The organism is Yersinia sp. 1252 StPb PI (genome assembly GCF_048593885.1).
In the GTDB taxonomy this organism is placed as follows: Bacteria; Pseudomonadota; Gammaproteobacteria; order Enterobacterales; family Enterobacteriaceae; genus Yersinia; species Yersinia enterocolitica_E.
The window spans coordinates 1-12,232 of sequence record NZ_JAZGQE010000147.1; the positions used below are offsets into that span (position 1 = coordinate 1).

Sequence of the window (12,232 nt, forward strand, 5' to 3'; positions counted from 1 at the left end):
TTCTTTTTTTCTAAATATAAATGAAATTCGCCTCGCTGAAGTTGATATTTTCGACACAGCTATTCAAAACAATGATGTCGTTACTTTGATGACTCGATATCCTATCCGAGAGACTGGCTTGCTAAACACCATAGCTAAGAAGCTCGGTTTTCCTGATAGAAAAAGATACGAGTTAAATGTGAGAAACATCATCAGAACCCATAGTTCAGCCCAATCATTGCTCAAACCTCTACTTGGCGGCTTGCACGAAGCTATTTCCCCCACGTGAGACTAAACAACCTATATGGGGTCCGCTTGGAAAACGGAAAAAAATCCTACGTTAAGCCTGTTTTTTAAGCAGGCATAACAGGCAGCTTTGAGCGAGAAGTGGACATTTGTGCATTATGCTCATCGTCTCGATTAAACCTTTTTAAAGGCCTTAAATATGACTATGGGCCTGTGACGATTTACTCATGACTTTTCCGGCCGCAACCTAAGCTCGAAGCTCTTCATAAGATACAATGACGTGTTCCCGGAAGGCTGGACGGGAGGAAAGTCGCTCATAATAAGAAAGCAAAGCGGGCAAAGGTCGTCGAATCACGTTAATGTCGTAATAGCGGTATAAAACATGGCCAAGTTGGATGTCGGCTAGGGTAAAGGTATCGCCAGCTAGAAAACGATTCTTTCCGAGCTGCACTTCTGCCACAGAAAGATTCTTCTCCAAATTTGCCATAGCTTCTCTTATCTCATTTTCATCACGTTGTTTCTCCGGTGTGCGGACAACACGCCAGAACACCGGTGCGGTGAATGCCATCGCAACATTAATTTTTGACCACTCAGCCCAGCGATCAACATTCGCCTTTTTCAGTGCATCTGTAGGCCAGAAGCTTTCCGAGCCGTAGGAATTTGCCAGATAGCGGAGAATTGCGCCTGTTTCCCACAGTGGAAGAGCCGAACCATCCTGTAGAACCGGGACTGTTCGATTTGGGTTTAACGAAAAGAAAAAATCTGTATCAGTCCCCCCATATGTATGCCCTATATCGTGCCTTACATACGGCAGCTCCATTTCTCCAATGCACCACATCAATGCCTGTACATTCGAAGACGTTTTTCGACCCCATACGGTTAACATATTGATCCCTTCTCAGCCTTACATAGCGGTGCATTTATCATACGAATTCGATTTCGTACCAAAGTAGTGAACCAGTGTCATACTCGAGTTCTGATAGAAACTCCAGCAGTTGAAGAAGAAAACTTTTTTCGGAGTGTAGTCGTACACGGAATTAGTATTCTTCCGGAACGGTTAAACGTCCGCTGTTGGCACTAACCAGCCCACTAAGTTAGAAAATGTCGGCTATGAGCGAGAAGCGGACCTTACAATCAGATCGAGTTAACAGGGCGGCACATGGATAGCCAAGTGCCAAACTCAGCTTTCCCCACCCTGTTTAGTTTTAGCCGTCTGCTGGTATCTGTCTATCAGCGATGTTTTCGTTCATGTTCGATTAGCCATTCTTTGCGCGCGATGCCCCCGCCGTAACCGGTCATCGAACCATCTTTGCCGATGACTCTGTGGCAAGGAATAACTATAGCTATTCGGTTTGCTCCATTTGCGGCGGCCACCGCGCGTACTGCGTTAGGTTTTCCAATCTGCCCGGAAAGAGCTTGATAGTGTGACGTTTGTCCATAAGGAACAGCACTTAGCCCCTGCCAGACGGAGCGTTGAAAATCACTGCCTGGAGCATCGAGCGTGAGCTCAAACTGTTGTCGCGTTCCGGAAAAATATTCACTAATTTCTTTTTCCGCTTGTCGGGTATGGCTATTCTCCCCTGACATTATTCGAGCATTCAGCAAACGTTGGAGATCACGGAATTCCGTCTCCAGCATTCGGCGGTCGGTAAACTCCAGCAGGCAAACTCCACGTTCCGTAGCACAGACGAACATTGGGCCTAGGGTCGTGGTAAATCGTTGAATTATAATTATCTGAGTCTGCTTTGTTGGAACAACACCCGTAAGTCGCTTATAGGTATAAGCAAAACCACTCAATGATTCGTAGCCATTATCAAAAGCCACATCGGTGGCTGCGGACCCACCTTTTAGCTCCTGAAGTGCGATATTCACCCGCTGCATTCGTTGAAATGCCTGGAAGGTAATACCGTGGTTTTGTAGAAACCAGCGTCGTACCCGCTCGGGGCTGATATCGTGCTTACGTAGCGCAGTGTCGCTTATTCGTGTTTTAGGGTTAGCGCGCACGAGTTCAAGTGCTTGTTCGATAAAAAACGGAGCTGTGTGCGCATTTTCAGTGGGTCGGCACACTTTGCAGGGGCGAAAACCTGCATCTAGAGCAGATTTAAAATCTTTATAGAACTCGACATTCTCACGTTTTGGTTTCCTCGCCCGACATACCGAAATACAAAATACCCCCGTTGTTTTGACACCAACGAAAAACACCCCTGTATACTCCGAAGCGCGCTCAAGTAATGCCTGATACCAGACATTGCACTGGGCATTATCGAGAACTTTCATCAATGAAAACTCCTGCAAATGTTTGCTGCGACTGGATAAGTAGCATTAAATCTTTAAGTTTCGATTGAATGGCTGAATGAACGAAATTTCCCATAGAAATGCGACTTACACCCATTTTCCCCAGCCTTTCGAACGTGGGAAGATCTGGCATACACATAACGTTTAATGGAATATTAAGCTCTTTGGAAAAGGTCTCAATATCTTTTTCTGACGTCAGACATGGGACAAAAAGCCCGTTTGCCCCCGATGCTTCATAAAGTCGGCCACGTAAAAGCGTTTCCTGTAAAGCATGTTCATGATTAAGCAGGTATGTATCAGTACGGATATTAAGAAATAGTTGATAACTCTCGTTGTTCAACGCATCGCGAATCTCTTTTAATTGACTGGAAAATGCAGCCGCATCATCAAGTTTTCTGACACCGTTAACAACTCTGCTGTCCTCAAGATTTATACCAACAACTCCAAGCTGCGCGAGACGTTTAAGATTGGTCGTTATCTCATCAGTTGTGCCACCAAATCCCGCTTCTACATCAACACTTAATGGTAGGCTACTGACGGATTGGATACGTGTGACAATGTAGAGCAATTCATCAAAAGACATTGCTTCTCCATCTTCGTAACCTAACGTTGCGGCAATCGCTGCACTTGAAGTACCCATGGCCTGATAGCCCGACTGGTGCGCCATAATTGCACTAGCAGCATCCCAGACATTGGCGATGAGTAATGGTTTGTTTTGATGGTGAAGTTCCGTGAAGTTCATGATTATCTCCTTTAATAAAGTACAGGATGAATCTAGAACATCCGATGAAACACTCACAACCGAAAATTAGACGACCATTTTTTTAAACCGCTATAAGAACTGATCTGCTCGCTTTTGATTAACATAGCTGGTGCTAGAACGTCCGCTCCTGGCACAGGGCTACAGTTGCAGCCCTGACAATCTTAGACTTCAATCGACTCAGAGATCTCCAACGCATCATCGACTTCAATCCCCAGATAGCGAACCGTACTCTCCAGTTTCTTATGGCCTAACAGGAGTTGAATCACACAAAGATTCTTGGTTTTCTTATATATCAGGTAAGGTTTTGTTCTTCTCATGGAATGTGTGCTGTACAGCGAATCATCGAGACTGAACTTTCCAATCCATCCATGAAAAATGCGGTTGTATTGCCGGGTTGATATGTGTTGGCAAGTACCGACTCGGGATTGGAACAAGTAGTCTTTACTGTGCAAATTGCCCAGCTTAATCAATGCAGCAACTGCTTCTCTTGTCCCTTTGGTTAACTCAAACTGGACAGGGCTACCGGTCTTTTGTTGTAACACCGTTGCTCTGCTTGAAACAGAACCGCTACCCCATCGAGTAAACATGGCATGGCCGATTTCCAGGATCGTCGGCCGTTAGTCATTACTGCTGACGCCGTTCATGAATGGCTCAGCGCCAGTATCACGCCTCAGCGTGCAGAAGAAATTGCTCATGACGCAGCTGTTCCAGAGAAGGACTTTTTCTGACATCCGGTCAGCAAGAAAGTGGGTAATATACACAATCAGGACAAAGAGCTGATTCTGCCGGCTGGCGGTAGTAATGACTGAATTTCTTACTGCTATTTTTCTGTGAAAAAAACATTTAGCGTCAAAGCCCAATAACGCCGCCTCATAAGGTTTTAAACCAGTTTACGAGGCGACCAACATTCTACACCTAGAGTAAAAATTATAATTTACCAGGGGCCATGCTCAGCACTCATTCATTCAAATTAATTACCACTTTCCCGACATGGTTGGCGGAATGAAGGTAACGATAAGCATCCTGAGTTTCAGCGAAAGAAAAAACACGGTCGATTTCAGGCTCGATCGCGGCTGTTTCAATCGCCCTGACCGCACCGCGTAAATCCGAAGTCGAGCCAGTATTATTGCCCACGATATTCAACATCTTCTGCATAATCGGCAGCACCGACACGTTTAACTCTGCACCGCCAACAAAGCCAATCACAAAAATCGTTCCGTTGTAGGCGGCGGCACTGACAGATTTTGCAAAGGTCGAGGCACCCACCGATTCAAGTACCAGGTCTGCGCCATGACCGTTCGTCAGCTTGAGGACCCTGCTATCCCACTCTGGCTCTTCGCGATAGTTAATACCTTCATCCGCCCCCAGATCTTTCACCCTGGTCAGCTTCTCGTTGGAAGAGGAAAGAATTATCACCCGGGCGCCTGCTGCTTTGGCGAATTGCAGCGCAAACAGACTCACGCCACCGGTGCCAAGCAGCAAAACAGTACTGCCGGGTTGAATTTTTCCCCGTACGATGGCGTTCCATGCAGTAGTGGCAGCAACTGGTAACGTCGCTGCCTGCTGCCAGCTAAGGGAATCAGGGATACGCACCAGCGACGCTGCGGGGACAACGGCGTATTGCGCCAGCCCCCCATTGGCAGTAACTCCGCGCAATGCGTGAAGATGTTTGGGGCGTATCACTCCGGCATGCCAACTGTACATCATCCCTGGCACCACCCGTTCGCCAGTTTGCCAACTGCTCACACCTGCACCCAGCTCAACAATTTCTCCAGCGCTGTCTGCACCTGGAATAATCGGCTGTGCAATGGCACCAAACTTACCTGTAGCCAGTGCCAAATCAAGGTAGTTAAGACTCACGGCATGTTGACGAATCACCACCTCACCATAGTCCGGCTTTGGGTACGGTAGTTCGCAGATGTTAAGGCTGTCGATCGTTGGAGCAGTTAATTGAATGGCTTGCATAGCGTTCTCCTGTTTACTTGATACAGCCAGTATGTGATAAAAATAGGCGCTATAATCACTCTAAAAACCAATTATCTGTTGCACTGGGAGCAATAATGCAGGATGACGATTTTCGCCAACGAGAAGCTTTCCTGGCGGTAGTGCGCGCTGGAAGCTTTAGCGCAGGTGCACGAGCGCTGGGGCGTGATGTATCCGTAATTTCCCGTCGTATCGCTGCGTTAGAGAAACGGCTTGGTATTCGCCTGATCGAACGTACCACGCGTCGCATCCGGCCAACTGAAGAGGGCCTGCGCTATCGACAAAAAATTGACCTGGCAAATGACCTGCTGCGTGAAGCGGAAGAGGAAGCACGTGCTTTGGCAGCTCGTCCGGCAGGTACCATTCGGTTAACGGTGCCCGCATCCTTTGGCCGATATTGGGTAGCACAAGCGTTACCTGGCTTTTTACAGGCCTATCCCGATATCCGCTTAGTACTGCACTGCACTGATCGTTACGTAGATTTGCTGGGTGATAATTACGATATGGCGATACGTATCGGTGTCCTTTCAGATAGCCGGCTCATTGCGCGTAAGCTGGCGGATACCAGTCGCATATTGTGCGTTGCGCCGGTATATCAGGAGCTACATCCGGCGTTAACGCATCCACAGGAACTTCGTAAGCACGATTGCCTCGGATTTACACCAATGCACAGTTGGCCTGAATGGCGACTGGAAAAAGACGGCCTACAGATAAATGTACCGGTGCAAACACGTTATGAGAGTGATGAGATGGAGGCACTGATACTGGCCGCTAAGTCCGGCATGGGTGTGTTGCTTGCGGCCAACTGGCTGGTACATCAAGAACTTGCAGAGGGTTCGTTAGTACCGGTGCTGGCGGATTGGCAGGCGACAGGCGAAGATGGTGTATGGTTGATTAAGCCTTCAAGCCAGTTACAGTCAGCCAAGATCAGCGCGTTAACTGAGTGGCTGGTTACGTGGTTTGCTGTTCCACGTTGGTAGAAGTAGAGGTACGCGCACAGGACTATATCAATAAAATCCATTCCAGGGATTTGAAGTCCAGTCATGTAAAAAACATGCCCTTCTTCTTTGGAAACTTGCCGGCACAGGAACGCCACTGATAATCAATTGGTTATGCCATTATCGTACGTTATCGTTCCATTGGCCCTCAAATCCCTGAATCGATTGGACAGGGCTACCGGTTTTCTGTTGCAACACCGTTGCTCTGCTTGAAACAGAACTACCATATGCAACATCTGATACTTTGAGTTTGACCAGATCGCAGCCCCGTAGCTTACTGTCCAAAGCCATGTTGAACAGAACCAGATCACGCGTTTTACCTTCCAGCTCAAGTCTGATGCGGATCCCCCAGATATGAGATATCTGAAGTGGTCTTTTTTGACCGATGATACAGTCTTTGTTCCACGGTGACGTTTTCATACTCAAATCTCCTACGATGTGAGAGATTTGAGTATGGTTGTCCTGCAAGAGCGAATAGCGGACTATTTCCCGCCCGGAGTCCTGAAGGTCACGCACATTGCTGCACGCCGCGCCGGATTGAAACCTTTCGCGATTTCATCAGCGTTCAGGCTTACAAGATGTGGTGGTCGTGCGAGACCTTCCACAATTTTAAAACCTAATGTGCCGTAAAATCTGGCATTGAAAGCAACCATGTTGTCTGTTGTCAGCGTGGCACCAGTCAGACCGCGCTGCTGCCCGATACAGAGCAGTGTCTGCATAAGTCGTCTGCCGATACCATGGCGTTGCCAGCCCGGATGCACATCAATTTCAGCAATGTGCAGCCATATATCTTCAACTTTGCCTGCGACAAACCCTACAGGAACAGAATCAGACGTATAGGCCGTGAGCAGCAGACCGTTACGACTGAATTCGCTTAATTCCTCCAGACTACTTGCGCCCGCCTCGCCTGTTACCGCACCTGCATTACGCAATGTTTCAAAAGCAGCCAGTTCAATAGCGCGTAGCATGCCAAAGTGCTCAGGGTGTGCGAGACTGATAGTGAAATCCATGACTTGGTTCTCCATGAGTGATGTCATAATTTTTATGGTCTTTAATTCGCTATGAGCTGGAAACAGGCGTGAATTCTTCTCCCCTGAATGAATAATAACATGATGTTTGCAACGCCTGCTTCTGGCACAGAGCTGTTGTAACAGCCCTGGCGACCTCAGACTTCAACTGACTCAGATATCTCCAGCGCATCATCGACTTCAATGCCAAGGTAACGTACCGTGCTTTCCAGTTTCTTATGGCCCAGCAATCGCTGAATTACACGAAGATTCTTTGTTTTCTGGTAGAGCAAATACGGGCAGTATGGATGCTATCTTAAACAATAATAAATAAGGGATTTTAATGTTCCGAAAATCGACTCTGATAACTTTACCCCTGCTGATGACGTCTGTATTCCTGCTGACAGGATGCCCCCCAGCACCGGATCTAACACAGTGGCAGCGTCCTGATACGGATATCGACGGTGTGCGCGTCGCGATGGGTAAATGCGGCGTGCAACTCCCCGGCTCCGATATTCCCAAAACGGATAATGAGTCCGTTCTGTATTACCAATGCATGGAGAATATGGGCTTTACCCGTAAAGACGGATTCAAAATTTGCAGCGTTCGTGTTTACCACGATACACCAGCCTGCCTCAAGCAAGAACAGGGGTATCCCTTGAGTCAGAGTCAGCTAGAAGCGCTGCCTTTTGTCGCAGACAGAGGGTTTCATCCGATTAAGCCGGATTCCGGCGTGAGCAAAACTTCCTTGATTACCTGGCGTAAAGTGGGAGCCTCGCTGCATTTTTCTCATGAAGTTGAAAACGACAAGCAAGCACTGGCGGTGATGTATCAATGCGGTTATCCGCAACCGTTGGGTTCGACGCCTTACGTGCCGACGCTGCGCAAAGCCGCTAATATTCAACGATGCATGCTGGATAAAGGTTTCGAGCCGAAAAACAAACTCAATCTAGTATGCCGCAATTACCCGCAGGTCACTGACTGCCCAAAACAACACTCTTCCCCCTGAACTACCCCTGAAGAAGCTGTATAGACACTGTCGTTATCTCCCCCATATATGATCTCTGAGGAAGTTTTTTTGGCCGATGATGGGATTTTCCACGACGACATATTCATAATCAAACCTCCTCCAATGATTATGTTGGTCTCTCAAGAGCGAGGATCGGACATAATTGATCTGCCCCAATCCAGATAGGGATACCGTTATTTTCTCTTAGGTTCCCAGACGCATGTAATGCCGCAAACCTTTTCGATGAACGCACAAAGAGCTGCCGCACCTTCTTCAATCGTGTTGTAAGGCTCCGAACCGTAAATTTCGTTTTTCCCGTTGAACCAACTACGATGTTCTGGACGTATATCAACTGAAGTGAAGCGTTTCAGACTATCTGGGCTGGTACGAATCCGAAAACCACCATTTTTGTCGCGCTGAAGCATATGTACACCAGTGGTATTGTTACCTTTAGTGTTAGCAAGATTGACCATTTTCGATTCCTATTTGTATTAAGATGCTTCTGAGGATAAACACACCACTAATCGTTGTATTTGCTCAACAGGGACCCGAATTTAACGATATTTAGATAATTTTTATAACCCATCGAGTCGAGAGTTACCAGATAACAGGTTGGTGAACTTTAGCAAAACCAGCATCGCTATAACGAATTACATCACGTGGAGCGATACTTTCAGCCCACCTGTGACCAGAACAACAGGTAATACCCGTTTAAATAAGATCGGGGATACTCCGGGTGGCATCGTAATAGATACTTTTGCTTTCAGAACGGGCTGGTATTATGGGCTTTGACCCACTCTTCACTGATGGGATGAACAAAATGCAACTCACTGGCGTGCAGCATCAGCCGTGGAGTCCGTTCGGTACCTGGCAGCAGGCGACCGCCATACAGGTCACAGCCCAAAATGGGATGGCCCAACTGCTGACAGTGGATGCGGAGTTGATGAGTACGCCCGGTTTCCGGGGTTAGCTGTACCCGCGTTAATGGCAGTAACGTCCCATCTTCCAACTCATAATAAAAGCGCTCCACGACCCGATAGTACGAGCGAGCCGGCTTGCCGTGGATTGGGCAAATCGACATCAGCGGGAACAGTGCCGGGTCTTTGGCAATCGCTGCGTCTATCATCCCTTCGTTGTTGTCCAGATGTCCGCAGAGCAGTGTGCTGTACACTTTGGTCACTGTGCGCTGGCTGAACTGTTGACAGAGGGCGGCATTTATAGCCTTATTGCGGGCAATCACCATCAGCCCGGAAGTACCAAAATCCAGGCGATGAACCAGGGTACAGCCGGGGAATATCTGTACTAACCGATGATGCACCGAATCCATATTTTGTGGATTTTTCCCCGAGAGGCTAAGCAGCCCAGCAGGTTTATTGATAAGTACCAGGTGATCGTCCTGATAGAGAATCTCTATCTTGTCATGACACGGCGGGGCAATAAAGGTATCGATTATCTTAGACATCAGGCTACCCGGATGAAGAGTGGGAGCGGATGATACCGAATTTTAAACCGACTGGCGAATCCTGAGAACAGGCCCCACCAGCCTCTGATAACCCCTCCAAACTCAAGTAATACCGTGATCAGGTCCTGCAACCTGGAACAGACTCAAAAATTACAGGTATAATCCCACAAATTATTCAACTGGTTTAGGACCGAAGATGACAAAACTCACCTTACAAGAGCAGATGCTAAAAGCTGGATTAGTGACCAGCAAAAAAATGGCCAAAGTCCAAAGAACAGCTAAGAAATCACGAGCTCAGGCTCGTGAGGCAAGAGAGGCTGTGGATGAAAATAAAAAAGAACAACTTGAGCGTGATAAACAGCTAAGCAAACAACAAAAACAAGCGGCTTTATCTAAAGAGTATAAAGCTCAGGTGAAACAGCTCATTGAAATGAACAGAATCGATATTTCAAAAGGCAATATTGGTTTTAACTTCACAGATAATAATTTAATTAAAAAAATAGTTGTGGATAAGCTCACTCAAGCTCAGCTGATTAGTGGTCGTCTCGCCATTGCTCGTCTGGTTGTTGAAAACAGTGGCGAGAGTGAATACGCTATTATCCCCGCGAGCGTAGCCGATAAAATTGCGCAGCGAGATGCGAACAGTATTGTATTAAATAGTGCGCTTAGTCAGGAAGAGCAAGATGGAGAAGATCCGTATGCCGATTTCAAAGTGCCCGATGATTTGATGTGGTAATTAACAGTTTGCAGATGCTTATGTATGAAAAGCCCCTCAGGGCTTTTCATTAAGATTTTATGTTCAGCCAATTTATGGGTATTACCTGTTTGCTACTGTATCGCTGGTATGAATGGCACTGGTGGTCGGGATTCCGGGATGCCCACGGTCTCGTTCCCAGGTAAAAGGGGCAAAATCACAGTTTTCATCACGCCAATGAGGTTTGCGCAGTGCATAAATCACCAAAGGTACCATGCAGAAGAACAAGGCTAATGCGATCAAAATAGCGACATATTCCTTGGGGCTACCCACCGCAATTTGGCTAGGTGGAATGAAGCTAAAGATGAAAGCAATACACGAACCCAGTAGCCCTGTACCACCAATAATCCATATCCCTGCATTACCGCCAGGTATACAATAAGACCGTGGTCGGTTTGGTTGACTAAAGCGCAGGTAGATAGCCGCACTGAACATCAACATGTACATAATGAGATACAGGATAACGGTCAATTGGCTCAATATCTGGTAGGCCGATTGAACTGAGGGAAGTACCACGAACAAGATAGATAGCAAGGTGACAATAAGTGCTTGAACACATAGGATATGCGTCGCCATGCCATTTTTATTGATACTCTGCCACCAGCGCGGTAAGTATCCGGCCTTAGCCACTTCCAATAACCCGGATGAAGGCCCGGCAACCCATGTCACTACGCCTGCTAATACCCCCACAGCCAGACAGCATGCCACTATCGGCCCTAACCATTCGATACCGGCCCACTTAAATAAGTCGTAATATGTCACTAACAAACTTTGTGTCAGATTGATATCAGACTCGGGGATCACAAAAGCTATGGCTAACGTGCCCAAGACAAAAATAAGTACAGTCCCTAAAGCAGCCAACATAATAGCGATGGGATAGTTTCTCTGCGGGTTTTCTACATCTTTGACATGGATGGCATTCATCTCCATCCCAGCATAAAACAGGAAGATACTGGCGGCTAAAACCACATTATCGAAATTAGAAAAGTCAGGAACAACGTTATCCCATGACAACTCTATTTGCGAGGTACCTCCACCAATCAAATATGAAAAACCTAATATTATCAGGATAATTACCGGAATGATGGTGCCTATCAATCCCCCCCATTTTGAGACCCTGGCAAAGGTTTCCGCCCCTTTAAAGGCAATAAAGGTCGCAAACCAATAAATACACAACACCATCCCGAGCACAAAGAATTTATTGGCCGAGAGTGCTTGATCCCATGGCTGGTCGGGGCCAATAAAAGCTAATGAAACCGCACCGAACGTCAGGACAGTAGGGAACCATACCGTCACTTCAGTCCACAGCATAAACATGGCTAAAAATGCCCAGCGCGGGCCAAAAGCCTCGCCTACCCAGCGAAATACTCCGCCTTTTTCCGGCCAACCGGTTGCCAATTCAGCCGCCACCAAACAGACCGGGATCAAGAAGAATACCGCAGCAAACAGATAGTAAAAAATAGAACTTAATCCATACTCCGCTTCGGTAGGCAACCCTCTTAGACTGACCACTGCCACAATATTCATGACCACCAGCGTCATAATGCCCAGTTTTTTTATTGACGGGCTGCGTTTGATTGATACGTTATTGTTCTGCATAAACTCACCTCATAATTAGATTATTAAAAGGTAATTAAAAACAATCTATTAGATGTGATTGAAGCGGAATTTGTTTTTTATCAATTGAGTAACTCATTAGTAATGATCCAAAGCGAGAATCTAAAAACAAACAGTAC

The 12,232-nt window shown here is 46.9% G+C and carries 11 protein-coding genes and 3 pseudogenes; 4 read left to right on the forward strand and 10 right to left on the reverse strand.

The window, feature by feature from the left end; genetic code table 11:
- Nucleotides 1–268 (forward strand): annotated as a pseudogene (locus tag V2A85_RS17900) (hypothetical protein); the annotation flags it as partial.
- 204 nt (nucleotides 269–472) lie between these two features.
- Here V2A85_RS17900 and V2A85_RS17905 read toward each other — a convergent pair.
- The 5 genes and pseudogenes from V2A85_RS17905 to V2A85_RS17925 all read right to left on the reverse strand — a co-directional run bounded on the left by V2A85_RS17905 (nucleotide 473) and on the right by V2A85_RS17925 (nucleotide 5,248).
- Nucleotides 473–1,111 (reverse strand): glutathione S-transferase family protein, encoded by a 639-nt coding sequence (locus V2A85_RS17905; protein WP_151426232.1) that lies wholly within the window; start codon nucleotides 1,109–1,111, stop codon nucleotides 473–475.
- Nucleotides 1,112–1,455: 344 nt separating this feature from the next.
- Nucleotides 1,456–2,502, reverse strand: coding sequence for a bifunctional transcriptional activator/DNA repair enzyme AdaA (locus V2A85_RS17910; RefSeq protein ID WP_420071997.1), 1,047 nt, complete (start codon nucleotides 2,500–2,502; stop codon nucleotides 1,456–1,458).
- Nucleotides 2,486–3,262 carry an isocitrate lyase/PEP mutase family protein gene (locus tag V2A85_RS17915; protein ID WP_420071998.1) on the reverse strand — a complete coding sequence of 259 codons (777 nt, stop codon included), beginning with the start codon at nucleotides 3,260–3,262 and terminating at the stop codon, nucleotides 2,486–2,488. Before V2A85_RS17915 ends, V2A85_RS17910 begins: the two co-directional genes overlap by 17 nt.
- Before the next feature lie 182 nt (nucleotides 3,263–3,444).
- Nucleotides 3,445–3,846 (reverse strand): annotated as a pseudogene (locus tag V2A85_RS17920) (tyrosine-type recombinase/integrase); the annotation flags it as partial.
- 394 nt (nucleotides 3,847–4,240) lie between these two features.
- Nucleotides 4,241–5,248 (reverse strand): zinc-dependent alcohol dehydrogenase family protein, encoded by a 1,008-nt coding sequence (locus V2A85_RS17925; protein ID WP_420071999.1) that lies wholly within the window; start codon nucleotides 5,246–5,248, stop codon nucleotides 4,241–4,243.
- 95 nt (nucleotides 5,249–5,343) lie between these two features.
- On the opposite strand from V2A85_RS17925, the gene V2A85_RS17930 reads away from it, so the two are divergent.
- Nucleotides 5,344–6,246, forward strand: a complete 903-nt coding sequence (locus tag V2A85_RS17930; RefSeq protein WP_420072000.1) for a LysR family transcriptional regulator — start codon at nucleotides 5,344–5,346, stop codon at nucleotides 6,244–6,246.
- Between the two features lie 183 nt (nucleotides 6,247–6,429).
- Here V2A85_RS17930 and V2A85_RS17935 read toward each other — a convergent pair.
- Both V2A85_RS17935 and V2A85_RS17940 read right to left on the reverse strand, forming a co-directional pair.
- A pseudogene (locus tag V2A85_RS17935) lies at nucleotides 6,430–6,684 on the reverse strand (integrase); the annotation flags it as partial.
- Between the two features lie 62 nt (nucleotides 6,685–6,746).
- The gene (locus tag V2A85_RS17940; RefSeq protein WP_420072001.1) at nucleotides 6,747–7,301 is read right to left on the reverse strand and encodes a GNAT family N-acetyltransferase; all 555 of its coding nucleotides are present in this window, start codon (nucleotides 7,299–7,301) and stop codon (nucleotides 6,747–6,749) included.
- A gap of 313 nt (nucleotides 7,302–7,614) precedes the next feature.
- Here V2A85_RS17940 and V2A85_RS17945 point away from each other — a divergent pair, with 313 nt between their 5' ends.
- Entirely contained in the window at nucleotides 7,615–8,280 is a 666-nt protein-coding gene (locus V2A85_RS17945; RefSeq protein WP_420072002.1) for a hypothetical protein, read from the forward strand.
- A 194-nt stretch (nucleotides 8,281–8,474) separates the two neighbouring features.
- Here V2A85_RS17945 and V2A85_RS17950 read toward each other — a convergent pair whose 3' ends face one another.
- Nucleotides 8,475–8,753 carry a hypothetical protein gene (locus tag V2A85_RS17950; protein ID WP_372558878.1) on the reverse strand — a complete coding sequence of 93 codons (279 nt, stop codon included), beginning with the start codon at nucleotides 8,751–8,753 and terminating at the stop codon, nucleotides 8,475–8,477.
- A gap of 290 nt (nucleotides 8,754–9,043) precedes the next feature.
- Nucleotides 9,044–9,742 (reverse strand): RluA family pseudouridine synthase, encoded by a 699-nt coding sequence (locus V2A85_RS17955; RefSeq protein ID WP_420072003.1) that lies wholly within the window; start codon nucleotides 9,740–9,742, stop codon nucleotides 9,044–9,046.
- Nucleotides 9,743–9,938: 196 nt separating this feature from the next.
- Between V2A85_RS17955 and V2A85_RS17960 the strand changes: the two genes are divergently transcribed.
- The gene (locus V2A85_RS17960; protein ID WP_420072004.1) at nucleotides 9,939–10,478 is read left to right on the forward strand and encodes a DUF2058 domain-containing protein; all 540 of its coding nucleotides are present in this window, start codon (nucleotides 9,939–9,941) and stop codon (nucleotides 10,476–10,478) included.
- Between the two features lie 81 nt (nucleotides 10,479–10,559).
- On the opposite strand, the gene gadC is transcribed toward V2A85_RS17960, so the two are convergent.
- Nucleotides 10,560–12,095, reverse strand: a complete 1,536-nt coding sequence (gene gadC, locus V2A85_RS17965) for a putative glutamine/gamma-aminobutyrate antiporter GadC (protein ID WP_372558875.1) — start codon at nucleotides 12,093–12,095, stop codon at nucleotides 10,560–10,562.
- Nucleotides 12,096–12,232 lie beyond the last annotated feature (137 nt).

Excerpts from the sequence above, each read along its gene's own strand:
- V2A85_RS17960 (WP_420072004.1), top strand. The coding sequence starts at position 9,939 with ATGACAAAACTCACCTTACAAGAGCAGATGCTAAAAGCTGGATTAGTG.
- V2A85_RS17955 (WP_420072003.1), bottom strand. The coding sequence starts at position 9,742 with ATGTCTAAGATAATCGATACCTTTATTGCCCCGCCGTGTCATGACAAG.
- V2A85_RS17910 (WP_420071997.1), bottom strand. The coding sequence starts at position 2,502 with ATGAAAGTTCTCGATAATGCCCAGTGCAATGTCTGGTATCAGGCATTA.
- V2A85_RS17925 (WP_420071999.1), bottom strand. The coding sequence starts at position 5,248 with ATGCAAGCCATTCAATTAACTGCTCCAACGATCGACAGCCTTAACATC.
- V2A85_RS17950 (WP_372558878.1), bottom strand. The coding sequence starts at position 8,753 with ATGGTCAATCTTGCTAACACTAAAGGTAACAATACCACTGGTGTACAT.
- V2A85_RS17945 (WP_420072002.1), top strand. The coding sequence starts at position 7,615 with ATGTTCCGAAAATCGACTCTGATAACTTTACCCCTGCTGATGACGTCT.
- V2A85_RS17915 (WP_420071998.1), bottom strand. The coding sequence starts at position 3,262 with ATGAACTTCACGGAACTTCACCATCAAAACAAACCATTACTCATCGCC.
- V2A85_RS17940 (WP_420072001.1), bottom strand. The coding sequence starts at position 7,301 with ATGACATCACTCATGGAGAACCAAGTCATGGATTTCACTATCAGTCTC.
- V2A85_RS17905 (WP_151426232.1), bottom strand. The coding sequence starts at position 1,111 with ATGTTAACCGTATGGGGTCGAAAAACGTCTTCGAATGTACAGGCATTG.
- V2A85_RS17930 (WP_420072000.1), top strand. The coding sequence starts at position 5,344 with ATGCAGGATGACGATTTTCGCCAACGAGAAGCTTTCCTGGCGGTAGTG.
- gadC (WP_372558875.1), bottom strand. The coding sequence starts at position 12,095 with ATGCAGAACAATAACGTATCAATCAAACGCAGCCCGTCAATAAAAAAA.